Origin of the sequence: Actinocrispum wychmicini (genome assembly GCF_004345645.1) — a bacterium.
GTDB classification, from domain to species: Bacteria; Actinomycetota; Actinomycetes; order Mycobacteriales; family Pseudonocardiaceae; genus Kibdelosporangium; species Kibdelosporangium wychmicini.
The window spans coordinates 1-23,687 of the sequence record NZ_SLWS01000020.1 but is presented as its reverse complement, the minus strand read 5'-3'; the positions used below and the strand labels follow the sequence as shown (position 1 = coordinate 23,687).

Below are 23,687 nucleotides of genomic sequence, written 5' to 3'. Positions count from 1 at the left end.
GCGGCGCGGGACCTCCCGCACCCTGTCCGGCATGACCGAGAAATGGCTCCTTCGAACGCGTCCCGCCGCCCCGGCAGGAACGCGTCGACAGCGCGCCGCTTTCCTTGAAGGGTCCGACGACACGCAGCTGTGAGCGGCGCGTTCGCCGCGGGACTGGTGGCCGGTTACGGCGTCGCCATCCCGGTCGGCGCGATCGGTGCCCTGCTCGTCGGACTCACCGCGCGAACATCGCTGAAAGTCGGCGCCGCCGCCGCCCTCGGGGTGGCCACGGCCGACGGTCTCTACGCACTCGCCGCCGTCCTCGGCGGAGCGGCGCTCGGCCGGCTGATCGAGCCGATCGAGACCGAGATGCGCTGGGCCTCGGCGATCATCCTGATCGGACTCGCGGTGCGCACGGCGGTGGCGGCGTTTCGTCAGAAATCCACAGTAGACAAGAACCCGACGACGCCGGTCCGGGCGTATTTCACCCTGCTCGGGTTGACTGTCCTGAACCCGGCCACGATTGTCTACTTCGGAGCGATCGTGATCGGCGGGACGGCCGGGACAGCATCCGGCCTCGGCACCGGCATGGTGTTCGTGGTCGCCGCGTTCCTGGCGTCAGCGAGCTGGCAACTGCTGCTGGCCGGCGGTGGCAGCGTGGTCGGGCACTTCCTGTCCGGGCCGCGCGGCCAGCTGGTCACCGCCCTGGTGTCCAGCGTCGTCATCGCTGTCCTGGCGGTGACCCTGGTGACCTGACGTCAGCCCGAAGTAGCAGGCGGCCGCGAGCACCGCGGCCGATCCCATCAGGACGACCATGGGCAACGCGCTGCTGCCGCCGGATCCGGCCAGCGGCGCGGTCAGCCCGCCGATCAGGAACTGGGTCAACCCGATCAGCGCGGACGCCGCACCCGCGGTGTTCGCCTGGTCGGCGAGCCCGAGCGCGGTCGCGTTCGGCATCACCAGCCCCACGCTGGAGATCAGCAGGAACATTGGCGGCAGCAGCCCGGCCAGGCCGAGTCCGGCGACGACCGCGACGATCGACCCGGCGCCGCCGGTGACCGCGATCGCCAGGCCCGAAGCCACGAGCGCGCGCGGTGAGCACCAGCGCAACAGCAGGCTGCTGACCTGTCCGGCGATCATGATGCCCACCGAGTTCACCCCGAACACCAGGCTGAACTGCTGCGGCGACAGGCCGTAGACGTCCTGCAGCACGAAGGACGACCCGGAGATGTAGCCGAACAACGCGGCGAACAGCACCGCGGACGTCAACGCGTATCCGAGGAACACACGGTTGCCGAGCAGCCGCCCGTACGAGCGCAGCACGCCGCCGATCCGCGCGGGACGGCGACGCGCCGAAGGCAACGTCTCGGGCAGCCCGAGCAAGGTCGCGAGCAGCAGGACCGTCCCGATCACGGCCAGCACGACGAACACCCCGCGCCACGACGTGAACCGCATGATCTGCCCGCCGATCACCGGCGCGATGATCGGCGCCAGGCCGTTCACGAGCATCAACGACGAGAAGAACCGGGCCATGGCGATACCGGAGTACAGGTCACGCACCTGCGCCCGCGAGATCACGATGCCCGCTGCCGCCCCTAGCCCTTGGAGGAACCGGAGCACGACCAACACCGCCGCGGAGGGCGCGAACGCGCACGCGACGGACGTCACCGCGTAGAGAACGAGTCCGGCGATCAGGGGTGGGCGGCGGCCAAAGGCGTCCGACAGCGGTCCGGCGATCGCCTGACCGAGAGCGAGGCTCACCACGAAAGTGGTCAACGTGAGCTGGATCTCGGACTGGGTGGCGCCGAGCTGGCCGGTCATCACGGGGAACGCCGGCAGGTACATGTCGACCGACAGCGGGGCGAACGCCGACAGCCCGCCCAGGATCAGCGCGAACCGGACCTTCACATGCAGGAGCCTTCGACCGGCCCCGGCGTGATGATCCGGCGCAGCAGAACCCGCAGGTGCTCCCGTTCGTCCTCGGTCAGGTCGCCGAACACGCGGTCCTCGACGTCCTGCAGCGAGCGGTACAGCTTCGCCTGCAGTTCCCGGCCCTGTTCGGTGACGACCGGGATCCGGGCGCGCCGGTCGTTCGGGTCGGGGGTGCGCACCAGCAGGCCCTGGGCTTCGAGTTTGTCCAGGACCGCGGTCATCGTGGTCTTGTCGAGGCCGATCCGGGTGCTCAGCGCCAGCTGGGTGAGGTGCTGGTCGCGTTGCTGCACGATCGCGGTCAGGACGATCTGCCCACGGATGGTGGTGCCGTGTGTGGCGGCCTCCGCGTCCATGGCCTGCCGCAGGTCGTGCGCGGCCCGGCTCATCAGCCAGTTCAGGTCGTAGTGCTCCAGGCAGCGTTGGGCCTCGGTGCACTCGGCCGAGACGGTTTCCTCCACGGGGTGAAGTCTACGTGACCAGTGCGAACCGAGATGTTCTTGACTCGGATCATCTTAGTTCGTATCTTCTTGGTTATGACGAACTTGCTGCACATCGACTCGAGCATCCGTGGCGATGAGTCGGTCTCCCGCGAGATGAGCGCGGCCTTCGCCACCGCGTGGCAGGCGGCCCACCCGGACGGCGGCTACACGTACCGCGACTTCGGCGCCGCCCCGGTGCCCCACCTCACGTACGACTACGTGGTCGCCGCCCAGCTGCCACCGGAGCAGCGCTCCGCAGCGCAGCAGGCCGAGTGGGACGCCCGCCGGCAGGTCCGGGACGACGTCCGCGCCGCCGACGTGATCGTGCTCGGCGTGCCGATGTACAACTTCACGTTTCCGTCGCCCCTGAAGGCGTGGCTGGACCACATTGTGGTGCCGGAGTTCGTTCCGGACGAACAAACCGGCGTCGGTCCGCTGGTTGGCAAGAAAGTCGTCGCCGTCACGGCGCGCGGCGGCGCGTACGGCCCCGGTACACCCCGTGCGGATTTCGACTTCCAGGAGCCGTTGCTGCGCGGGGTGCTCAGCCAGATCGGTCTGGACCAGGACCTGACGTTCGTCCACACCGAGATGGTGCTTTCGTACGTGGTCGAGAAACTCGCCCAGTTCCGGCACATTCACGACGCCTCGCGGGAGAACGCGCGCAAAACGGTGCAGGAACTCGCCGCGGTGCGCTGAGTTCTATCCCCCTCGCGGGTGAAAAGGACGGTCTAACGGGTACGCGGAAATCGGTGCGCGGGGCGCAGTGCAAGACTGGGCCATCCGAAACCCCGATCCAGGGAGTCAGGATGGCCGAGCCGGTCGCCGTCGCGTTACGCCGCGCGGCGAACATGACCGCGGCGGGGAACTCCGACGCGGCCATCAACCTGCTGCGCGGGGTCGTCGACGAACATCCCGCGCATTCCGAGGCGTGGTGCCAGCTTTCCGCGGCGTGCCTGGACGCCGGGGACGCCGAACAGTCGTTGGACGCGGCCAAGGAGGCCATCCGGCTGGGTGAACGGTCCTGGGGGCATCGCGTCGCGAGCCTGGCGTTGCTGGAGATGGGCCGGCACGGCGAAGCCGTCGTCTCGGCCAGGGAAGCCGTCCGCCGGGACCCCACCGACTGGCGGTGTCACGTCGCGCTCGCCGAGGCGCTCGGCGCGGACCAGCCGCAGGAGGCGTTCGCGGCCGCGTGCCGCGCGATCCAGTTCGCCCGCAACGAGGCACGGCCGTTCGAGGTGCTCGGCGACGCGGCCGTCCGCGTCCACGACCGGGGCACCGCCCGCCGCGCCTACCTGGAGGCGCTCAAGCTCGACCCGACCAACCAGCACGCCCGGGTGAACCTCGTGCGGCTCGGCCGGCCGGTGTTGGACACGACGACGACACCGGCCGCGCCCGAGCCGCCCGCGCCGGTCCGGCTCGGCCGGATCGAGGAAGTCGGCGTGTGGATGGCGCTTCGCCGGGCGTGCGTCGCGCTCGCCGCGGGCAGCCTGCTGCTCATCCTCGCCGGCATGCCGTCGCCGACCGGGATGCTCGGCTGGTTCGGCCTGGTGGTGCTGCTGTTCGTGCTGTACCTGGTCGGCAAGGGCTGGTTCGCCTACGCGCGGGACGTTCCACTGCGCGCCTTCCCCCAAGCGCACCGGCTGCTGTCGATCGCGGCCGGCGTCACCGGCCTGGCGACGCTGTTGCTCGCTGTGTGGATTCTGGTGATGGCGCTCGGTGGCCGCACGTTGAACCCGTTGACTCTCGTTTTGGTCACGAGTGTGGTCGCCGGGTGCATTGTCGGATTCGCCCTCTGGCGCAGGACGCACCCGAGTCGTTAGCGTTTCGCCCCGTCAGGGGGAACCAGGTCCGTCTCCGCCGCGTCGCACCCTCGGTTCTTGTGGCTTCTGCTTATGGGGAGTGGACTCATGCTTGTCCGCATCGGTGGATTATTGATCTTCCTCGGGTTCGTCTCGGCGATCCTGCACTACACCAGCATCCAGTTGCGCGTCCTGTTCTGGTCCGAGCCGATGCAGCCGGCTCTCGGCATCGGCATCGGCCTGGCCGGGGTCGCCCTGATCGCCATCCCGTTGCTGGTGCAGCGGAACAAGAAGGCGCAGCCCGCGCCGTACCCGCAGCAGCCCGGCTTCCAGCAGCAGCCGTACGCCCAGCCGCAGCCGTATCCGCAGCAGGGCTACCAGCAGCCCCCGCAGCAGCAGTACGGCCAGCAACCGTACGGACCGCCGCAGCAACCCTTCGGACCCCAGCCGCAGCAGCCGTACGGCCAGCCGCAGCAGCCCACGCAGCCGTACGGCCGGCCGCAGGATTTCGGGCCACAGCGTTAAATAGGCCGCATGACACTAGGCGGCTACCAGAACGAGATCTACCTGCAGGGCCTGGCCGACCAGGTCCCGCCGTTCACCACCGACCCGACCAGGCTGGCCGAGTCGGCCAGGGAGATCCTGCCTCCGGGGCCGTTCTGGTACGTCGAGGGCGGCGCCGGGTCCGGCGCGACGGTCCGGGCCAACCGAGAGGCGTTCGACAAGTGGCGGATCGTGCCGCGCATGCTCAGGGACGCCACCCATCGCGACACCGCCACGACCGTCGTCGGCACGCAGATGGCCGCGCCGGTCATGCTTGCGCCGGTCGGCGTGCAGTCGATCGTCCATCCGGACGCCGAACTGGCGACCGCACGCGCGGCGGCCGCGTTGAACGTGCCGATGATCCTGTCCACGGCGTCGTCGAACACCATCGAGGACGTGGCCAAGGCCAACGGCGACGGGACGCGGTGGTTCCAGCTGTACTGGCCGAACGACCTCGACCTGTGCGCGAGCATCCTGCACCGGGCCGGCGACGCGGGGTTCACGACGCTGGTGGTCACGCTGGACACGTGGACCCTCGCCTGGCGGTCGCGTGACCTGGACCAGGCCTACCTGCCGTTCATCCGCGGCACGGGCACGGCCATCCCGTTCTCCGACCCGGTGTTCCGGTCCGGACTGGCCAAGCCGCCGGAGGAGGACCTGGCGTCCGCGGTGCTGAAATGGGTGTCGCTGTTCACGGGCACGGACCGTGGCTGGGACGCGTTGCCGTTCCTGCGGGAACACTGGGACGGGCCGATCCTGCTCAAGGGGATCCTGCACCCGGACGACGCCCGGCGCGCGGTGGACGCCGGGATGGACGGGATCGTGGTGTCCAACCACGGCGGCCGGCAGGTCGACGGCGCCATCGCCGCGCTCGACGCCCTGCCCGGCATCGCCGCGGCCGTCGGCGACCGGCTCGACGTCCTCTTCGACTCCGGCGTCCGCACCGGCGCGGACGTCCTCAAGGCCCTGGCCCTCGGCGCGAAGGCGATCCTGCTGGGCCGGCCGTACGTGTGGGGTCTGGCCCACGGCGGCGAGGACGGTATCCGGCACGCGGTGCGCGGCGTGCTGGCCGACTTCGACCTCACGCTGGCCCTGTCCGGACACCGGTCCCTCGCCGAGATCACCGTGGACTCGTTGGTCCGAGCCTAGGGCTGCAGGTTTCGTCACATCGGCCGCGGCTGGACCGTCAGATCCATGACGGGCCGAGGTGAAGGAATGTGACCGATGGAGCTGACCGACCAGTTCGAGGCCAACCGGGCCAGGCTGCGGGCGATGGCGTACCGGATGCTCGGTTCGCCCAGCGAGGCCGACGACGCGGTGCAGGAGGCGTGGATCCGGGTCAGCGGGTCGGACCCGGCCGAGGTCCGCAACATGGCCGGCTGGCTGACCACTGTGGTCGGTCGGGTGTGCCTGGACATGTTGCGGTCACGGACATCGCGCCGCGAGGACCCGTTGGACGGCTACCAGCCCGACGGCGACGGCGCGGTCGATCCGCAGGACGAGGTGCTGCTGGCGGACTCGGTCGGGCTGGCGCTGCTCGTGGTGCTGGAGACGTTGGCGCCGGCCGAGCGGCTCGCGTTCGTGCTGCACGACATGTTCGGGGTGCCGTTCGACGAGATCGGCCCGATCGTCGGCCGGTCGTCGACGGCCGCCCGGCAACTGGCGAGCCGGGCGCGCCGCCGGGTGCGGACCGCGAACGCGGTCCCGGACGCGGATCTCGGGCGGCAACGGGAGATCGTCGACGCGTTCCTGGCCGCGTCCCGGCACGGCGACTTCGACAGCCTGCTGGCTTTGCTTGATCCGGACGTGGTTCTGCGCGCGGACGAGACCGCGGTCACGATGGGCGCGGCGGCGGCCGTGCGCGGCGCGCGGCCGGTCGCGGAGGTCTTCCACGGGCGGGCGAAGGCCGCGAAACTCGCGCTCGTCAACGGAGTCCCGGCGGTGGTGTGGGGGCCGGCGGGACGGCCGAAGGTGGTGTTCGCGTTCACGATCTCCGGTGACCTGATCGCCGGAATCCGGATGATCGCGGATCAGGATCGCCTGCGCGGCATGGATGTCAATCAGGTCTGACTTCCGTTGTGGGAACGCCGGAATCGACGGGAAAGACTCAAAAGGGTCTTGTCACAACTCTTTGTCGATTCGTGTCCTGGGCATTTACGCAGGTAGACCAGTGGTTCGCGGATATGTGGCGGGCACGAGCGCAAGACGGCGGGGCAATACCGTTGTACGCTTCAAGTGCGTTGATCACTCGTTTCCGGGGAGCACGTGTGGAAGTCAGTCCCGAGCAGTTGCGGAGTTGGGTCGAGTCATGGTCCTGGCGTATTCCGCGCGGCCCACAGCATGGCGGGATGTCCGGTGACGTGCGGGAATGGTGGAGCCTCACCATCTGGCGCCGAGCCGACCACGCCGAACTGCAACTGGACGTGAACCGGTTGCGGCCCACCAGGGGATCAGAGGTCCAGACCTTCACCAGGACCGTCCGGCACGAGGAGCTCCGGCCGGTGCCGGACTACCGGATGCTGGTCAGCCGGCTGAACCTGGAGCTGGGGGAGTTGTTCATCCAGGCCGGGATCAAGCCGCCCCGGCTGCCGGACGGCTCGCTGTCCGGTGACGTCTACGAAGTCTAGGACTGAAGTTTCACGGATGTTCAGTTCCGGACACTATGGTCCGGCCGTGTCGTCCAACAGACGTTCTTTCTTGGTGAGTGCCGGCCTGCTCGGCGCCGGCGCGGCTGTCTCATCCGCCACCCCGGCGCTCGCGGATCCCAGTTCGCAGTCCGGATTCTGGTGCCCTGACGGGGAAAACCCGCGATTCACGATCGCGGTGATCCCGGACACCCAGTACCTGTACGACGAGGACCGCGGTGACTCCGCGCCGCTCGACGCCTCGCTTCGTTACATTGTGGACACCGCGGGTGAGCACAACACGGTCTTCGTCGCGCATCTCGGCGACCTGACCGAGCACGGCGAACCGCGCGAGTTCGACCAGGTCAGCCGGACGTTCCGGTACCTGGACCAGCGGACTGTCGGCTACAGCGTGCTGGCCGGCAACCACGACATCGACTCGGGCAAGGACGACCAGCGGGGCCCGAGCGCGTTCACCGCCACCTTCAACCCGGCCAGATTCCGCACCAGCCCGACGTTCCGGGGCGCGACGAAGGACGGCTACAACTCGTATCACGTCTTCCGGGCCGCCGGCCGGGACTGGCTGGTGCTGGCGCTGGACTGGCGGCCGTCCGCGGGCGGCATCCAGTGGGCCAAGGACGTGCTGCGGAAACACCCGCGCAGTCCGGTCATTCTCACGACTCATGAATTCGTCCACGCGGATTCTGGTGATGGGACCGCACAGTTGTCTGATTTCGGACAACGGCTCTGGGACCAGTTGGTCAAGGGCAGCGATCAGATCTTCCTGACTCTCAACGGTCATTTCTGGCCGCCCGGCCGGGTAGTGCTGCGCAACGACGCCGGACACGACGTGCACGCGCACATCACGAACTACCAGGACCGCTATTACGGCGGCAGCGGAATGATCCGGCTGTACCGGTTCGACGTGGAGCGCGGCACGATCGACGTCGAGACGCTGTCGCCGTGGCTGTTGGGCCAGCGGCCGGACCGGCTGAACGAGTTGGCGCACCAGGAGATCGAGCGCACCGGACCGGCCGACGCCTTCGCCGTGCCGATCGACTTCAAGGCCCGGTTCGCCGGGTTCGACCCGCGTCCCGAGCCGCCCGCGCGGCCGGCGAAGGACCTGCTCGTGCCCGGCACGGTCGCGTACTGGCGGTTCGACGCCAAGAACCCGCGGGACATGTCCGGCAACGGCAACGACCTGGTCGCGCAGAAGTTCCCGAACGATCCACAGTGGAGCGACGAGCACCACCCGGACCAGCCGGGACACGGCAGCGTTTTCCTCAACGGCTCGTACTTCAAGACCGTGCCGGGCGCGCCGATGAACCGGTCAACGTTCCCACGCGGGTACACCATCGAGGCGTTCTTCAAGGTCTCCCCGAACTTCGGCGACACCAACACATGGAGTAGCCTGCTGTCCCGGCTCGGCACGGGCGCGGACGCGGGCAAGACCGGCGACGACCCCAAGGAGCCCGTGGCCACGCTGAGTGTGACCGGCGGGCACGGCGTCCAGTGGGCGGTGTTCCCGTTGAACCAGAACCGCATCTCCACCAACTGGGGACACGAGATGCCGCTGGACAAGTGGTGGCACGTGGCGGTGGTGAACGACGGCCGGACCACGACCGTGTACATCGACGGCTCGAAGCTGCTGCGCAACCCGTCGACCCCGGCTGTGGGGATCTCGACCGCCAACGACAGCTGGCTGGTGGGGGCGTACACGTACGACCGGAAGGTCGACAAGGTGTACTACGGCTGGATCGGCGACGTCCGGGTGGTAGACCATGCTTTGGAGGTCTCGCGGTTCATGCTGTACCGGTGACACCATGTGGTCATGCGTAAATGGTTGCCGATAGTCATCGGAGTGCTGCTGGTCCTGATCGGCGGCGTGTGGACGTTCCAGGGACTCGGCTACATCACCGGGAGCTTCATGACCGGCCAGCGGTTGTGGACGAGTATCGGGCTGCTGTGCGTGGTCGGCGGCCTGGCGCTGGTGGTGTTCGGAGTCAGACGGCCCAAAGCCCGCTGACGTCTGTTACATTCATCGCGCGTCAAAGGTCCGACCTTTGATCCGTCGCCGCATCGACACGTCTCTATTCGGCATGTCCAAGGAGCGACGAGAAAGTGTTCAGACGCATAGCGACCGCGGTCTTACTCGTGCTGTCCGTGATCACCGTGGTCAGCCCGGCGGCGAGCGCCGAGCTGACCGGTCCGCGCCAGCAGTGGCTCCGGGAGGCCACGAACGGCCTGTTCCTGCACTGGGGCGAGCGCACCGCCCCGGCCCACACCGACTGTGCCGCCTGGGAGAAGGACGTCACCGACGGCGGCTGGACCGCCCAGTACTGGGTCGACGAGGCGCTGAAGCTGCACGCCCAGTACCTGGTGCTGGCGTCCTTCCACAGCCGTCTCGGTTACGCGCGGGCGTGGCCGTCGCAGATCCCCGGCACCTGCTCGACCAGGCGGGACTTCCTCGGTGAGCTGGTCAGGGCGGGCGCCGCCAAGGGAGTCAAGGTCGTGCTCTACATGACCGACGACCCCAAGTGGTGGTTTGAGGGCCTGCCGGCCGGCCAGAGCTGGCTGGACTCGCCCGCCTACTCCGCGTACAAGGGCAAGCCGGTCGACCTGAGCACCCGGCCGGGCTTCGGCGAGTTCAGCTACGACAACTTCGTCGAGGTCATGCACAACTACCCGGACCTGGCCGGCTTCTGGATCGACAACGACAACGAGTACTGGGAGCAGAACGGGCTCTACCAACGGATCCGGCAGGAGCGCCCGTCCTGGACGCTCAGCAACAACAACGAGGACACCCCGATCATGGACATGGTCAGCCATGAGCAGAAGGTCGGGATGACCCCGGAGTACGACTACCCGCAGGCGGTCTGGACGCCGCAGCCCCGGTTGACCGAGGGTGAGTGGAAGCTGCCGGTCAAGGGCTCGTGGTGGTTCGACGGCACGAACTCCGACGTGGACTATCCAGTGACGATGGGCCGGATGGTGTCCAACGCGGGCGCGTCCATCCGGTCGCTGATGGCCGAGACCGCGATGCTCAACGGGAAGTTCCCGTCGAAACAGGAGGCGTTCAACAACTTCGCCGCGAGCTACCTGCCGCAGATCTGGGAGTCGATCCACGGCGTGGAGGGCGGCGGCTACCTGTACGGCGGCCTGGAACCGGGCGACTGGAACGACGGCGCGCACGGCACCATCACCGTCAGCCGGAACAACCCTGACCTTGAGTACGTGCACGTGCTGACAAAGCCCGCCACGGCATCATCGATCACGTTGCGGGACAACGGTTATCGCGTCACGTCCGTCCGCGACCTGCGTACTGGCCAGCGCAAGGCGTTCAGCCAGGCCAACGGTTCGCTGACGATTGACGGCATCGCTGACTGGGACACCTACGACACGGTGTTCAAGGTCGAGACGGCCGGCCGCGTCGACACCTACCAGGCCACCGCGACTGCGACGGCCGGCACCTCGGCGAGCGGCCTGGCCGACGGCGACTACCTGACCTACTGGGACAGCAACGCAACGCTTCCAGTGTCGGTCACGCTGGACCTGGGCGCGGCCAAGGACGTCAAGTACCTGGCGGCCAACCAGCGGGAGATGTCCCCGACCTACAACCGGAACACTTTCGGCCGTCCAGAGGACTCGGCCAGGATCAAGGACTACACGGTCGACGTGAGCACGGACGGGACGACGTGGGCCACGGTCAAGTCTGGGGTGATGCCGAGCGCGCGGGCGATCCAGTACGTGGACCTGCCGGCCGGCACCACGGCCCGGTTCGTTCGTCTCACCGTGATCGACACCTGGGCGGCCGCGAACGCGCCGAACTTCTTCCACAAGCTGCAGATCGACGAACTCTGGATCGGCGGGACGTACGCCACCGCCGGCTCGGTCCGGACACAGGGCCTTGCCTTCGAAGCCGAATGGGGCCTGCCACTGGCTGGCGCCCACCGGGTCGCCTGCTCGAACTGCTCCGGCGGAGCGAAGGTCACCGGCCTGGGAACCGTGCTGATTCCCGTGTTCTCACCGTTCGGCGGGGACCGCACGCTGACCGTCGTCGGCGCCGCCGACGGCACGAAAACCTTTGACATCAGCGTGAACGGCCGGGCGCCGGCGGAAGCCAAGATCACCGGCTGGAGCTCGTCCGCGCCGCTGGTCGGCCGGACGGTCACGGCCACGCTGCGGCCGGGGCTGAACATCGTGGCGGTGCAGGGAACCGGCGACCTGGACAAGATCATCGTCCACTGACACCCGCGTGTCGCGCGTTCTGGGAACGCGCGACACGCGCCTACTTGGTCAGTTGCTCGTTCATGATCAGGAACGCGCCGAGGCCGTGGAAGTCGTTGGTCTTGCGGGCGCGCTTGAGGTAGTAGTTCAGGTCGCCGACGTTGGTACCTTCGCAGATGTCCGTCAGGTTCGTCCGTTTGTCCGAGCCCAGGGCGATCTTCGCCAGCACACCCTGGTATCCCTTGGCCGCCACGGCTTGGTAGCTCGGGTCCAGGTAGCCGCGTTCGACCCCGCGCGACAGCATGAACGTGTACATGGCCGAACACGAGGTCTCCAGCCAGTTCCCGGCCGTCGTGCCCTTGTCCACCACCTGCCACCAGCGGCCGGTGGCCGCGTCCTGGAAGCGGGCGTAGCCGCCGGCCAGGTGCTTGACGATGTCGATCAGGTTCTGGCGGCGCGGATGCGCGGCCGGCAGCACCTCGAGGATGTCGATGGCGGCCATGCCGAACCAGCCGATCGCGCGGCCCCAGTGGAACTTCGAGTGGTGTCCGGTGCCGGACGCCCAGGACTCCGAGCCGTCCTCGTCGTACGCGTGGAAGATCAGCCCGTTGTCGGCCTTGAGGTGGGCGAAGTACACGACCATGTTCTTGGTCGACTCGTCGAAGCCGTAGGAGTCGTTGTAGGCGGCCGCGTAGTTGGCGATGAACGGTTGCGCCATGAACACGCCGTCGCCCCAGAGCTGGCCGACTTTGCTGGTGGCGTGGAACATCCCGCCGTCCGAGGTGCGCGGGTAGCCAGGGAAACGTTTGCGTAGTTTGTCAGCCGCTGTCTTGTACCGGGCCAGCCCGGTCTCGCGGTGCAGGATGGGCAGCAACTGCATGCAGCGCATGGAGTCCAGGTTGGTGAAGCTCTGGCTGATGTTCCCGCTGCCGTCGACGAACCGGTCCATCCACGTCTTGATGTAGTCGAAGTAGCTCCGCGTCCCGGTGCGTTTGTAGACCAGGTACTGGCCGTAGAGGTACAGGCCGACCGGGTAGCTCCAGCCGCCGATCGACGACGGGGTGAAGCGGGCCGTCGTGGACTTCACGACCTCCAGCGACCAGTCGGTGGCGGCGGCTGACGCCGTGGCGTTCAGCAACGGGAGCGCGGCCATCGCGCCGGCTCCGCCGAGCAGGACAGACCTACGGGTGACTGGGGACATGGCTGCGCCCTTCGCCATCAGTGAGTTGGAGGTCGGGATGCCGATCCGCCGCCCGTCGGCATCCCGACCAGCTCTAGAGGACGGCCGGAGGACCGTCGAGGTGACACGCGGTGATCCTGGCCAGGATCTGCGGTAGGTGTTTCCGCTGGTCTGGCGGCAGCACTCGCGCGGCCGTCCGGATCGCGTCCGTGTGCACAGTCGCTCTCCTTCCTGGCGGCGCTGGCGAAGGTCGGGTAACCCTGCTGCAATGTAACCCAGCGAAAACGGTTACATGCACAATGTGTACTCCGCTGACGCGGGCCTCGTCAAGAATAGATCCGATCTTTTGTGCCATCTGAACCCATAAAGCCAGCTCTGTTCCTGTCAGCGGGAACAGAGATCGGAGGTGAGCCTTGACGAGCGCTGTTGCCGGTTGGTAAACAGCGGGAGCCGCCGCAAGGAGCACATCCACTCCTATTCGAAGGGACTCCTGTGTCGCGCCGAGGTTTACTGGGCCGGGCGGCCACCGTCCTGGCTTCCGTGGTCACCGTGGCGGGCGTGCTCGCCACCCCGACCGCGACCGCAGAGCTGCAGAATCCACGCCAGGACTGGCTGCGCGCGTCGCAGGCCGGCCTGTTCCTGCACTGGGGCGAACGTACTTCGCCCAGCCACACCAGCTGCACCGCGTGGGAGAACGACGTCACCAACGGTGGCTGGACCCCGCAGTACTGGGTGAACGAGGCCAAGAAACTGCACGTCTCGTACCTTGTGTTCGCCTCGTTCCACAGCAGGCTCGGCTACGCCAGGGCGTATCCGTCGAAGATCCCGGGCAGCTGTGCCACCAAACGGGACTTCCTCGGCGAGACCATCAAGGCCGCCGGCGCCGCGGGCCTGCACGTGCTGGTCTACATGACCGACGACCCGCAGTGGCACGACGAGACCGGCCACGAGTGGCTGGACTCGAACGCGTACTCCAACTACAAGGGCAGCAAGGTCGACCTCACCAACCGGGACGGCTTCGGCCAGTTCAGCTACGACAACTTCGTCGAGGTCATGCAGCGCTACCCGCATTCGGACTACCCGGCGCTGTCCGGGTTCTGGATCGACAACGACAACGACTACTGGATCTCGCACAAGCTGTACGAGAAGGTCCAGCAGGACCGGCCGGAGTTCTTGTTGAGCAACAACAACGAGGACACGCCGATCATGGACACCATCTCCAATGAGCAGAAGACCGGCATGACGCCGAACTGGGACTACCCGCAGGCGATCTACACCGCGGCGCCCCGGCTGATCGAGGCCTGCTACAAACTGCCCAGCAAGGGCGCGTGGTGGTTCGACGGCTCAGACTCCACAGTGGACTACAAGCTCAACATCGGCCGGTACGTGGCGAACGCCGGCTCGTCGGTGAAGTCCAACATGGCCGAGACCGCGATGGTGAACGGCAAGTTCCCGTCGAACCAGGAGACGTACAACAACTTCCTGAACGGCTACCTCAACCAGATCTGGGAGTCGCTCGACGGCACCGAGGGCGGCGGCTACATGTACGGCGGCATGCAGCCGGGATTCTGGAACGACGGCGCGCACGGCGTGATCACGGTCAAAAAGAACAACCCGAACCAGCAGTACATCCACGTGCTGGACAAGCCGTCCGGCAGCACACTGAAGATCCGCGACAACGGCTACAAGATCACGTCGGTCACCAACCTGCGGACGGGCGCGGCGATCCCGTTCACCCAGGCCGGCGGCACGCTGACGATGACCGGACTGTCCAACTGGGACCAGTACGACACGGTCTTCAAGGTGCAGGCCAACGGCCGTGAGGGGATCTACAGCGGTGTGACGATGAGTGCGACCGCGTCGGCCAGTGGGCACGGCGCCGCAGCGGCCGGCGACGGCGACTACCTGACGTACTGGGACAGCAACAAGACCCTGCCGGTGTCGTTGAACTTCGACCTCGGCTCGGCCAAGCGGATCCAGTACCTCGGCGTCAACCAGCGCGAGGACTCGGTGAGCTACGCCCGTTCGGGCACCGAACAGTCCGCGCGGATCAAGGACTACCGCGTCTACGTCAGCAGCGACGGCACCAACTGGGGTTCGCCGATCAAGACAGGCACCCTGCCGAGCCACCGCGGTGTCCAGATCATCGACCTGCCTGCCACCACCGCCCGCCACGTCCGGCTGGAGGTGGTGAACACGTACGCGGCGTCCAGCGACTCGACCCGGTACAAGCGTTTGCGGATCGACGAGGCGTGGGTGGGCTCGGCGTACGCGGGCGGTGGCGGCGGTGGACCACAGCCGTCCCGTTACGAGGCCGAGGACGCGGTTGTCGCCAACGGTGTCGTCGAGTCCAACCACCCGGGCTTCAGCGGGACGGGCTTCGTCAACTACGACAACGCGGTCGGCGGCTACGTCGAATGGACGGTGAACGCGGCAGCCGCGGGCCAGGCAACCCTCACCTTCGGCTACGCGAACGGGACACCGGACAACCGTCCGGTCGCCTTGTCCGTCAACGGGACAACTCTCGCGAATGTCGACTTCCCAAGCACGAACGTGTGGACCACGTACGCCACGGCAACCGCGACAGCGACCCTCAACGCAGGCTCTAACACCGTTAGAGCCACCGCCACGACAGCGAACGGCGGTCCCAACGCGGACTACCTCGAAGTGAGCTGATTCCTGCCCCAAGGGGCGGCCCTCCGTTGCGGAGCGGCCGCCCTTTGGTGTGACGGAACCGGTTGGACCAGCCCGACGTCACACTAGTGTGCCAATTGGTAACCACATCGTGTGAAACGTTTTACCGATCACTAGGCCGTTGTGACAGAATTACGCCGTTCGCGGGCATGAGGGAACCGACGAACGTCGACGCACAGCAACATCTTCAGGGGAGGAAGAGCAAATGTCGACCACCACAGAAACCAGCCCGACCGACGACCAGAACGTCCCGCTCGACCCGAACGAGCACCCACAGGACGTGAATTCCCAGGACGACCAGCACAGGTCGGACGAAGAGGAACACGTGCACAACGACAAGTGCAACCCGCCGCACTGCTGGTAGTGAACCCGTGACCCGCCGGTCCCAACTGACCGGCGGGTTCCCAATCGGTTACAGGTTGTGTTGTCATAGACGGGTGGCTGGGGTCATCGAAACAGCACGAGAACTGTACCGCCGCGCGGTGGACGCGTCCTGTGTAGGACATACCGACGAAGCACTCAGGCTGACCAAGCAGGGGATCGCGCTGCTGGACTCGGCCGAGCCGGAGAGCGGCGAGGCGAAGTCGGAGTGGTTGCGGGCGCGAATCCGGTTGGCGTGCCTGTTGACCATGGAGACATTGGACGAAACGGCGATCGAGGACTTGCGGCCGCTCATCGCGAGCCTGCCGAACTCGTTGGTCCGTGCGGAGCTGAACGGGCTCGTTGACCACGACCACGGCGTGATGTTCTCGTCTGCCGGCCGGTTCAGGGAGGCTGTTCCCTATTACAGCTCGGCCATCGCCCGCAAAGAAGAGTGCCTGTCCGGCACGGACGAACCTCGCATGTTGACCGAGTCGCTGATCAACTCACTGTGGACACGCGGCTGGGCGCACATGCAACTCGGGCTCGTCGAGCAGTCCCGGGACGACTTCAACCGAGCCTTGCTGCTGTCCGACGAGCTGGGGCTGAGATCGAAAGGCGCGAACGCTCGGCACGGTCTGGGAGGTGTGGAGCTCCGGCTCGGGAACGTGCCGGCCGCGCTGCGGTGGTTCGAGGATGCCCAAGCCGGCTATTACGGCATGGGGCTGGGGATGCTGTCGCTGCTTCGGGTCGACCAGGCCCAGGCGATGCTGATCGCCGGTCTCGCCGACGAGGCCGGGCGGCATCTCGACGAAGTCCTCGGTGCCATGCGCGCTGAGCAGGTCGAGAGCACTTTTCTGGCCGAGGCCGAACTTTTCCGTGCCGCCGCCGCGCTGCACGAGGGTGAGTACGAACTCGCCAACGAGATGGCCGCGTCGGCTGGCCAGCGGATGAAACGTCGTGGATGTGAGCCTTGTACCATGATCGCCGCACTGATCGGCCTTCGCATCGACGCCGAATCGGCCTTCCGAACCGGAACGATTCACGCGTCGCTGCCGACCCGCGCGCTTCGGTTGGCCGACAAGCTCGACCGCACCAGATTTGTCGACTATGCCGCTCTGGCGCGGATTCTCGCGGCACGACTCGAACTGCACCGGGGGCGGCTGGCCAAAGCGGCCGCCTTGCTGGAGGCGTCGCCTCGGCCAGGGCGGCTCACGTCCACCGACTACCGGATGGCCCGGCGGCTGTGTCGGGCCGAGGTGGCTGTGGCCGAGGGGAACACCAGTAAGGGGTTGGCGGAGATCCGGATCGGTCTCGGTGAGCTGGACCAGGTTCGGGACCGGATGGGTGGGCTGGAACTCGGTTCGGGGACCGCGCTTTACGGTCGTGAACTCGCGGATCTGGCTGTCCGCTTGGTGATCGACGGCGCCGATGCCCGTCGGTTGTTCTCCTGGTTGGAGCGGACGCGGGCGCAGACGTACCGCTACGAACCCGTGCCCGGCGCGGCGGACCAGCGGTTGGCCGAGGTTTCCGAGCAGAACCGGACGTTGCACCTGTCGCGGTTCGAGGGCTGCCCGACCGCGGCCGTGCAGACCAGGTGGCTGGCCCGGCAACGGGAGACCAACCGGCTCGGGCTGCACGCGGGACGATGGGGCAAGCCACGGCCGGTGGCCGGGCTCGGCGAGGTCATCGGGCAGTTGCGGGGGCGGGCGTTGGTGAGTTTTGCCTCGTCCGAGGAGACGCTCGTGGCCGTTGTCGTGGTCGACGACAAGGTGACGATGGTCCGGCTCGGTTCGACGGCGGTCGCGGCGGAGCGCGCGCGGATGCTCAACGTCGACATCAACGCGCTCGCGCCGGACGGGTTGCCCGGGACTATCGCGCAGGTGGTCGCGATTTCGGCACGGAAACAGGCCGACCTGCTCGACGCGCAACTCATGCGTCCCCTGCAGTCGTTGATCGGGGACAGGGACATCGTCGTCGTGCCGACGGGTGCGTTGTACGCGGTGCCGTGGGGTGCGTTGCCTTCGTTCCATTCACGGCCGACCGTTGTCGCTCCTTCGGCGACGGCGTGGCTGGCCGCGGACCAGGCGCAGACACGGCGTGGACGGACGGTCTTGGTCCGTGGGCCTGGGTTGCCCGCGGCCGTTGGTGAGATCGACAAGCTGGCCGCGCACCACCAGACCGCGAAGTTGATGTCCGACGGGGATGCCACGATCGCCACGGTCCTGAAGGCGCTCGACGGGGCGAAACTGGCCCATATCGCCGCGCACGGCGCCCACGAGCCTGAGAACGCCTTGTTCTCTCGGCTGGAGTTGGCCGACGGCGCGTTGTTCGCCCATGAGATGGCCGGGGTGCGGCGGCCGCCGCAGCACGTTGTGCTGGCCGCCTGTGAGTTGGCGTTGAACCGGATCCGGCCTGGTGACGAGGCCTTGGGGTTCGCCAGCGCGTTGCTCGCGAGCGGTTCGCAGACCGTGGTGGCGCCGCTCAGCCGGGTCGGCGACCAGGCGTCGGCGGCGGCCATGGACGACTATCACCGCCGGCTGGCCGCGGGCGTGAAACCCGCGGTGGCCTTGGCCGACGCGATCGCGGTCGACCCGCTGCGCCGGCCGTTCGTGTGCCTCGGCAGCGGTCATTCATGACTCAGGCGGCGATCCGGCGCCGCACGTAGGCGGAAAGCTGGTCCACCACGACGACCACGACAAGCACCACCAGGATGTGCGTGACCATCTGGTCGAACCGGAACACCTTGATCGACTGGTTGATCAGGAACCCGATCCCGCCGGCGCCCACCAGCCCGAGCACCAGCGACGACCGGACGTTCACGTCGAACCGGTACAGCAGCAGGCCGACGAGCTGCGGCATGGCCGCCGGCAGCACGGCGTTGGTCGCGATCTGCGCGCCGGACGCCCCGGCGACCTGGAGCGCCTCGCGCGGGCCGGGATCGGTTTCCTCCATCGCCTCGGCCCAGAGTTTGCCCATGACGCCGGTGTTGTGGAACACCAACGCGAGTACGCCCGCGAACGGTCCGAGGCCCACGGCGGTCACGAAGATCAACGCGAACACCACGTCCGGGACCGACCGCAGGAACGACAGAATGGACCGGGCGACCTGGTAGACGATCGTGTTCCGGGTGGTCGCGCGCGACCCCAGGACCGCGAGGACGAACGCGAACGGGACGGAGAACGTGGTGCCCAGCAAGGCGATGTAGAGGGTCACGACGGTCGCGTCCAGGCTGTCGGGCAGGACGCTCAGGTCAGGGGGCAGCGCCTGGCCGAGGAAGTCGGCCATGCCGCGCCAGCCGTCGATGAGCGCGCCGGGGGAGAACCCGGTGCCGCGCCACGCCAACACGTGCACGGCGACGAGAACCGCGAGCACACTGATGATCACGGGCGAGGGCCATCGTCTGCGCGGCGGGTCCACCGGCGTGACCAGGCGGGGTTTTGTCCGTACGGTCATGGTTTGTCCCGGTAGAGCGAGTCGATTTCCCGTTGCGGCAGGTCGGCCGGAGACCGGTCGAACACCACTTGGCCCTGGTCAAGGCCGACGATCCGGTGCGCGTACCGGCGGGCCAGCTCCGGCTGGTGCAGGACGGCCAGCACCGCGAGCCCCTCGGCGGCGAGCAAGGCCAGCAGCGACACCACCTGGTCGGCCGCGCTGGGGTCCAAAGCGGACACCGGCTCGTCCGCGAGGATCACCTTGGCCCGCTGGCACAACGCCCGCGCGATGGCCACCCGCTGCTGCTGCCCGCCGGACAGCCGGCCGGCCCGGTCGCCGGCGCGGTCAGCCAGGCCGACCCGGTCGAGACACGCCATGGCCTCGGTCCGGACGTCGTTGCCGAACACCAGCGAACGGTGGAACGGCAGCCGGCCCAACGCGCCCGCACACACGTTGTCGATCGCGGTCCGCCGGTTCACCAGGTGAATCTTCTGGAACACCATGGCGGCGCCGCCGTGCACGTCCACCGACCCGGCGTCGGCCGGCTGCAGCCCGACCGCGCACCGCAGCACCGTCGACTTCCCGGAGCCGTTGGCGCCGAGGACGGCCACGAACTCGCCGGCGGCGACCGTGAGGTCGACACCGGCGAGCACCTGCCGGCCCGCGAACGACTTGCGCAGTCCGCGAATGGAGATGGACATCAGACGTCGTGCTCGGTCAGGCCGAGGGCGTTGGCGAGGTCGAACAACGGCTGGTACGTCTCCTTCGTGACGGACACCAGCGGGCCGGGCGGGGTGACGTCCAGGAACGCGCCGACCTGGGCGACGTCGTTCGGTCCGAGCTGCAGCAGCGCGTCCTTGACGGCCTTCTGCAGGGCCGGGTCGGTGTCGCCGCGGACCGTGATCGGGTCGTTCGGGATCGGCGCCGACGTCCAGATGGAGCGGAACTTCGACGGGTCGAAGCTCTTCTCCTTGACCGCCGTGGCCATGGTCTGGCTGTTGATCTCGGCCGCGTCGGCCTTGCCGTTCTTCAACGCCAGCAAGGCTTCCGGGTGGCCACCGGCGTAGTCCAGCTTGACGTCCTTCTCGTTGACGTTGGCTTGTTTCAACGCGTACCGGGGCAGCGCTCCGCCGGACGTCGAGCTCGGGCTGGACAGCGCCAGCGACTTGCCGCGCAGGTCCGCGACGGAGTGGATGGGGGAGTCGTTCGGCACCCAGATGCCGGCGGTGTACGTGGTCAGCTTGCCGTTGACGTCCGCGAACGAGGCCACTGCCTGGGCGTTCGCCTTGTCGCTTGCGAAGACGAAGCCGAGCGGACCGAACTGGGCGATCTCCAGCTTGCCGTTCCGCATGGCCAGCACCTCGGCCGAGTAGTCATCGACCACCTGCAGCTCGACCGGGCAGTTCAGCTTGGCCTGCAAAGCTTTCGCCAGCACATCGTACGCCGGCTTGAGTTTCGCGGGATCTTCGTAGGGCTCGATGCCGAAGCGGACCTTGCCGTCCGGGCACGTGCCGCTCGCGGCCTTGTCGGTGGACGTCCCGCAGGCCGGTAAAGCCAGGCACAGCAACGCGATCGCGGGGAGGAGGACGCGGCGCATGGGTGAAGCTCCTAGAACGTGTCGATGACGGTCGGGGCGAGCCCGAACGCGGTGGTCATGCCGATCCCTGACGTGACGGAGACAACGCGGATACCGTCCGCCGGGGTGGCGACGAGGAAAGGGTCCGGAGCGGACGCGTACACACCGTGCCAGCGCTCACGGACCGTGAGACTCGGCACGCCCAGCAAGGCGGCCGTCTCCTTGAGAACGTGCTCGTCGAGTTCGTTGTCCACGAACGGGTCGACGGTCTTGCTGTAGGTGTGGGTGTCGCCGATGGTCAACGACCCGTCCGGGCGTTGGGTGTACATCAGGTTAAGTCCGATGTGGACAAGGTCGGGTTGTTGCCGGGTGAGCCGGTCGCGGACGTCCGGGAAAGTCGGGCAGGCGTGGAAGCCGTCGTAGCGCAGCAGGGAGAACCCGGTCAGGACGGCGGGCTGGATCCGCCGCTCGAACGGGCCGTCCACCCTCAGCATGCGCAGCGCGCACCGCTGGACTTCGTTGGCCAGCAAGGGGAAGTACCGGTCGGCGTCGTGTCCGACCGCGACCACGATCCGGGGCGCGGTGACCCGGCCGCGGCTGGTCCGGACCTCGCCGGGATCGATGGTCAGCGCGGTCGTGCCCCACTGGAACGTCACGCCGTGGCCGGCCAGCCAGGACGCGATCTCCTTGACGCACGAACGCGGATCGACCCGGATGTCGAGCGGCAGCCACGCGCCGCCCACCACGTCCGAGCCGGTCGGTACCCGTTCCGCGACCTCCTCGGCGGTGAGGAGGACGACCTCGGGGCGTTGGTCGGCGAACTCGGTGAGGACCGCCTGCTCGTCGCCGGCACGCGCGACGACGACGCTCCCACTGTCCTCCAGCCAGAAACCGGCCTGCTTGGCCAGGCGCAGCCAGGTTTCGCGGGCGGTCATGGCGTAGTCGAGCGCGACCCCGGACTGGGCGGTGAAGCACCCGTGCCCGAAGTTGCGGACCGACGCGCCCGTCGCCCACTCGTCCCGCTCGACGACCACCACGGACAGACCTCGTTCGACCGCCGCCACGGCGTGCGCCAGCCCGACAATGCCTGCCCCGATGATCACCAGGTCTGCGGAACTTGTCATGACAAGTACTGTCGGCGGTGGCTTAGCGGGTTGTCAACGCGCGCTTCTTACTGTTCATCTTGCGTTTACACTTGCAGTTCTCCGTTCTTTTGCCTGTATAGTCAGCCGACGTGGACGACTCGTTGCACAACCGGATCGCGGCCGACATCCGCCGCCGGATCCTCTCCGGAGACCTTCAGGTGGGCGCCGCCGTCCCGTCCGAGTCCCAGTTGTGCAGTCAATGGAACGCCTCCCGCGGTCCGGTCCGGCAGGCGCTGGGCGCGTTGCGGTCCGAGGGGCTGATCGGTGGCGGCCGGGGCAAGCCCCCAGTGGTGCTCCGGCAGTCGATCAGCCAGCCGTTCGAGACGTTCATGTCGTTCTCCCGGTGGGTGGCCGGGATAGGCGGCACCCCGGGCCAGCGAACCCTGGAAATCGCCCGCCGCCCAGCGGACGCGTCCGTGGCCGACGCCCTCGGTCTGACCGAAGGCACTCCGGTCGTACAACTGTTGCGGCTTCGGCTGATCGACTCGCGGCCGACAATGATCGAGCGGACAACGTTCATCGAACCGGTGGGCAGGCTCCTGTTCGACTTCGACTGTGACTCCGGCTCGATCTACGCCTACCTCGCCAGCAAAGGAATAGACCCGCCGCACGCGAACCACGTGATCGACGCGGTAGCAGCGGACACAACGGACAGTTCCCTGCTGGAAATCCCCACAGGTGCGCCACTTCTGCGTGAACGCCGACTGGCAACGAGCGTATCCGGTGAGCCAGTGGAGTACTCGGACGACCGCTACCGCCCGGACATAGTGAGTTTCTCCATAGAGAACACGGAAAGCGCACACCCAGCGCTCGCCCGTATCGCGGAAAGGAAAACGGCCTCATGATCACCCTGGCCGTGCTGGACATCGCCGGCACCACAGTCCAAGAACACGGCGCGGTCTACCGAGCCCTCGCCGAAGCGGTGGACGCCCCCGAGTCCCTGATCCCCCCATGGATGGGCGCGGACAAAGAAGAAGCCATCAAAGGCCTCCTGACCGAACTGGGCCGTACCGCCACGCCGGAACTAGTGTCCACACTGTACGCGGACTTCCGTCAACGCCTGGACGATTCTTACACTGTAAAACCACCGGAACCCCTCCCCAGGGTCACCGACGCCTTGGCCCACCTGCGCTCCAACGGAGTGCAGGTAGCACTGACCACCGGCTTCGACCGCGCGGTAACGGACACAATCGTGCGCGCTGTAGGCTGGCAGGACACATTGGACGCGGTGATCTGCACCGAAGACGTCCCCCAAGGCCGCCCAGCCCCCTACATGATCTACCACGCCATGGAAGCCACCGGAGTCGTTGACATCTCCCAGGTTCTGGTCGCCGGCGACACCACCCGCGACCTCCAATCCGGCACAAACGCCGGCGCGGCAATGGTCATCGGAGTCCTCACCGGCGGCCAAGACGCCGAAACCCTTGGCGCGGTGCGGCACACCCATATCCTGCCAAGCGTCGCTGACATTCCTGACCTGCTGGGCCATCAGTAGACAACGAGATCTCCGCTGGTGCCGTTCCGGGCTGGGAAAAGATTGTTCGCTCGCCGCGAGGGCAGGCCGCCAAGAAGGAGTCTGTTGGTTGGGTGGTGCTGCATTGGTTTGGTTGTCTTTTGGTGGGTCGTGGTGTCTCCTTCCCGTGTGGCCTGCCCAAGGGAATCACATCTGGCCCGTGGTGTCCGGTGTGGGTTTCGGTCCGTATCGCTCTCGCTG

Annotated in this window: 22 protein-coding genes and 1 pseudogene; 15 read left to right on the top strand and 8 right to left on the bottom strand. The window is 67.5% G+C overall.

The window, feature by feature from the left end:
• Positions 1–129 precede the first annotated feature (129 nt).
• Entirely contained in the window at positions 130–735 is a 606-nt protein-coding gene (locus EV192_RS50855) for a LysE/ArgO family amino acid transporter (RefSeq protein ID WP_132126041.1), read from the top strand.
• Between the two features lie 18 nt (positions 736–753).
• Here EV192_RS50855 and EV192_RS50850 read toward each other — a convergent pair.
• Both EV192_RS50850 and EV192_RS50845 read right to left on the bottom strand, forming a co-directional pair.
• A pseudogene (locus EV192_RS50850) lies at positions 754–1,887 on the bottom strand (multidrug effflux MFS transporter); the annotation flags it as partial.
• Positions 1,884–2,369, bottom strand: a complete 486-nt coding sequence (locus EV192_RS50845; protein ID WP_132126040.1) for a MarR family winged helix-turn-helix transcriptional regulator — start codon at positions 2,367–2,369, stop codon at positions 1,884–1,886. The pseudogene EV192_RS50850 and the gene EV192_RS50845, both read right to left, overlap by 4 nt.
• Before the next feature lie 75 nt (positions 2,370–2,444).
• On the opposite strand from EV192_RS50845, the gene EV192_RS50840 reads away from it, so the two are divergent.
• From EV192_RS50840 to EV192_RS50800, 9 genes are all read left to right on the top strand, one after another.
• A complete protein-coding gene (locus EV192_RS50840) occupies positions 2,445–3,086 on the top strand; it encodes an FMN-dependent NADH-azoreductase (protein ID WP_132126039.1) in 642 nt (213 codons plus the stop codon).
• Positions 3,087–3,196: 110 nt separating this feature from the next.
• A complete protein-coding gene (locus EV192_RS50835; protein ID WP_132126038.1) occupies positions 3,197–4,210 on the top strand; it encodes a tetratricopeptide repeat protein in 1,014 nt (337 codons plus the stop codon).
• Between the two features lie 87 nt (positions 4,211–4,297).
• Positions 4,298–4,714, top strand: a complete 417-nt coding sequence (locus EV192_RS55190) for a hypothetical protein (protein ID WP_207926939.1) — start codon at positions 4,298–4,300, stop codon at positions 4,712–4,714.
• A 9-nt stretch (positions 4,715–4,723) separates the two neighbouring features.
• Positions 4,724–5,881, top strand: coding sequence for a lactate 2-monooxygenase (locus tag EV192_RS50825; protein ID WP_132126037.1), 1,158 nt, complete (start codon positions 4,724–4,726; stop codon positions 5,879–5,881).
• Positions 5,882–5,956: 75 nt separating this feature from the next.
• Complete coding sequence (locus EV192_RS50820) at positions 5,957–6,802, top strand: sigma-70 family RNA polymerase sigma factor (RefSeq protein ID WP_132126036.1); 846 nt, start codon at positions 5,957–5,959, stop codon at positions 6,800–6,802.
• A 278-nt stretch (positions 6,803–7,080) separates the two neighbouring features.
• Complete coding sequence (locus tag EV192_RS50815; RefSeq protein WP_132126035.1) at positions 7,081–7,359, top strand: hypothetical protein; 279 nt, start codon at positions 7,081–7,083, stop codon at positions 7,357–7,359.
• Positions 7,360–7,375: 16 nt separating this feature from the next.
• The gene (locus EV192_RS50810) at positions 7,376–9,175 is read left to right on the top strand and encodes a LamG-like jellyroll fold domain-containing protein (RefSeq protein ID WP_132126034.1); all 1,800 of its coding nucleotides are present in this window, start codon (positions 7,376–7,378) and stop codon (positions 9,173–9,175) included.
• A 12-nt stretch (positions 9,176–9,187) separates the two neighbouring features.
• A complete protein-coding gene (locus EV192_RS50805) occupies positions 9,188–9,382 on the top strand; it encodes a hypothetical protein (RefSeq protein WP_132126033.1) in 195 nt (64 codons plus the stop codon).
• Positions 9,383–9,477: 95 nt separating this feature from the next.
• Positions 9,478–11,604: a discoidin domain-containing protein gene (locus EV192_RS50800; RefSeq protein WP_132126032.1), complete on the top strand. Its 2,127-nt coding sequence runs from the start codon at positions 9,478–9,480 to the stop codon at positions 11,602–11,604.
• A gap of 40 nt (positions 11,605–11,644) precedes the next feature.
• On the opposite strand, the gene EV192_RS50795 is transcribed toward EV192_RS50800, so the two are convergent.
• Both EV192_RS50795 and EV192_RS57065 read right to left on the bottom strand, forming a co-directional pair.
• The gene (locus EV192_RS50795) at positions 11,645–12,784 is read right to left on the bottom strand and encodes a glycoside hydrolase family 88/105 protein (RefSeq protein WP_132126031.1); all 1,140 of its coding nucleotides are present in this window, start codon (positions 12,782–12,784) and stop codon (positions 11,645–11,647) included.
• A gap of 73 nt (positions 12,785–12,857) precedes the next feature.
• On the bottom strand, positions 12,858–12,980 hold the full coding sequence (locus EV192_RS57065) for a hypothetical protein (RefSeq protein WP_279496187.1): 123 nt from the start codon (positions 12,978–12,980) through the stop codon (positions 12,858–12,860).
• Between the two features lie 275 nt (positions 12,981–13,255).
• Here EV192_RS57065 and EV192_RS50790 point away from each other — a divergent pair, with 275 nt between their 5' ends.
• The 3 genes from EV192_RS50790 (at position 13,256) to EV192_RS50785 (ending at position 18,456) form a co-directional block, all read left to right on the top strand.
• On the top strand, positions 13,256–15,439 hold the full coding sequence (locus EV192_RS50790) for a discoidin domain-containing protein (RefSeq protein WP_243727606.1): 2,184 nt from the start codon (positions 13,256–13,258) through the stop codon (positions 15,437–15,439).
• 223 nt (positions 15,440–15,662) lie between these two features.
• A complete protein-coding gene (locus EV192_RS54460) occupies positions 15,663–15,821 on the top strand; it encodes a hypothetical protein (RefSeq protein WP_165961025.1) in 159 nt (52 codons plus the stop codon).
• 73 nt (positions 15,822–15,894) lie between these two features.
• Positions 15,895–18,456, top strand: coding sequence for a CHAT domain-containing protein (locus tag EV192_RS50785; RefSeq protein ID WP_165961024.1), 2,562 nt, complete (start codon positions 15,895–15,897; stop codon positions 18,454–18,456).
• A 1-nt stretch (position 18,457) separates the two neighbouring features.
• Here the strand turns inward: EV192_RS50785 and phnE are convergent, their stop codons facing one another.
• Genes phnE through EV192_RS50765 form a run of 4 tightly spaced genes read right to left on the bottom strand, consistent with a single transcriptional unit; the run spans position 18,458 to position 21,952 of the window.
• The gene (gene phnE / locus EV192_RS50780) at positions 18,458–19,273 is read right to left on the bottom strand and encodes a phosphonate ABC transporter, permease protein PhnE (RefSeq protein WP_132126029.1); all 816 of its coding nucleotides are present in this window, start codon (positions 19,271–19,273) and stop codon (positions 18,458–18,460) included.
• A complete protein-coding gene (locus tag EV192_RS50775) occupies positions 19,270–19,953 on the bottom strand; it encodes a phosphonate ABC transporter ATP-binding protein (protein WP_132126028.1) in 684 nt (227 codons plus the stop codon). Before EV192_RS50775 ends, phnE begins: the two co-directional genes overlap by 4 nt.
• Entirely contained in the window at positions 19,953–20,849 is an 897-nt protein-coding gene (locus EV192_RS50770; protein ID WP_132126027.1) for a phosphate/phosphite/phosphonate ABC transporter substrate-binding protein, read from the bottom strand. Before EV192_RS50770 ends, EV192_RS50775 begins: the two co-directional genes overlap by 1 nt.
• Before the next feature lie 11 nt (positions 20,850–20,860).
• Positions 20,861–21,952, bottom strand: coding sequence for a TIGR03364 family FAD-dependent oxidoreductase (locus tag EV192_RS50765; RefSeq protein ID WP_132126026.1), 1,092 nt, complete (start codon positions 21,950–21,952; stop codon positions 20,861–20,863).
• Between the two features lie 110 nt (positions 21,953–22,062).
• On the opposite strand from EV192_RS50765, the gene EV192_RS50760 reads away from it, so the two are divergent.
• Together EV192_RS50760 and EV192_RS50755 are read left to right on the top strand one after the other, a co-directional pair.
• Positions 22,063–22,818 carry a GntR family transcriptional regulator gene (locus tag EV192_RS50760; protein WP_132126025.1) on the top strand — a complete coding sequence of 252 codons (756 nt, stop codon included), beginning with the start codon at positions 22,063–22,065 and terminating at the stop codon, positions 22,816–22,818.
• Positions 22,815–23,468 carry a phosphonatase-like hydrolase gene (locus tag EV192_RS50755; RefSeq protein ID WP_132126024.1) on the top strand — a complete coding sequence of 218 codons (654 nt, stop codon included), beginning with the start codon at positions 22,815–22,817 and terminating at the stop codon, positions 23,466–23,468. The genes EV192_RS50760 and EV192_RS50755 overlap by 4 nt, the downstream gene beginning before the upstream one ends.
• The last annotated feature ends 219 nt before the right edge of the window (positions 23,469–23,687 follow it).

Excerpts from the sequence above, each read along its gene's own strand:
- EV192_RS50775 (WP_132126028.1), bottom strand. The coding sequence starts at position 19,953 with ATGTCCATCTCCATTCGCGGACTGCGCAAGTCGTTCGCGGGCCGGCAG.
- EV192_RS50770 (WP_132126027.1), bottom strand. The coding sequence starts at position 20,849 with ATGCGCCGCGTCCTCCTCCCCGCGATCGCGTTGCTGTGCCTGGCTTTA.
- EV192_RS50815 (WP_132126035.1), top strand. The coding sequence starts at position 7,081 with ATGTCCGGTGACGTGCGGGAATGGTGGAGCCTCACCATCTGGCGCCGA.
- EV192_RS50805 (WP_132126033.1), top strand. The coding sequence starts at position 9,188 with ATGCGTAAATGGTTGCCGATAGTCATCGGAGTGCTGCTGGTCCTGATC.
- EV192_RS50810 (WP_132126034.1), top strand. The coding sequence starts at position 7,376 with ATGTTCAGTTCCGGACACTATGGTCCGGCCGTGTCGTCCAACAGACGT.
- EV192_RS54460 (WP_165961025.1), top strand. The coding sequence starts at position 15,663 with ATGTCGACCACCACAGAAACCAGCCCGACCGACGACCAGAACGTCCCG.
- EV192_RS55190 (WP_207926939.1), top strand. The coding sequence starts at position 4,298 with ATGCTTGTCCGCATCGGTGGATTATTGATCTTCCTCGGGTTCGTCTCG.
- EV192_RS50825 (WP_132126037.1), top strand. The coding sequence starts at position 4,724 with ATGACACTAGGCGGCTACCAGAACGAGATCTACCTGCAGGGCCTGGCC.
- EV192_RS50820 (WP_132126036.1), top strand. The coding sequence starts at position 5,957 with ATGGAGCTGACCGACCAGTTCGAGGCCAACCGGGCCAGGCTGCGGGCG.
- EV192_RS50755 (WP_132126024.1), top strand. The coding sequence starts at position 22,815 with ATGATCACCCTGGCCGTGCTGGACATCGCCGGCACCACAGTCCAAGAA.
- EV192_RS50835 (WP_132126038.1), top strand. The coding sequence starts at position 3,197 with ATGGCCGAGCCGGTCGCCGTCGCGTTACGCCGCGCGGCGAACATGACC.
- EV192_RS50795 (WP_132126031.1), bottom strand. The coding sequence starts at position 12,784 with ATGTCCCCAGTCACCCGTAGGTCTGTCCTGCTCGGCGGAGCCGGCGCG.
- EV192_RS50840 (WP_132126039.1), top strand. The coding sequence starts at position 2,445 with ATGACGAACTTGCTGCACATCGACTCGAGCATCCGTGGCGATGAGTCG.
- phnE (WP_132126029.1), bottom strand. The coding sequence starts at position 19,273 with ATGACCGTACGGACAAAACCCCGCCTGGTCACGCCGGTGGACCCGCCG.
- EV192_RS50765 (WP_132126026.1), bottom strand. The coding sequence starts at position 21,952 with ATGACAAGTTCCGCAGACCTGGTGATCATCGGGGCAGGCATTGTCGGG.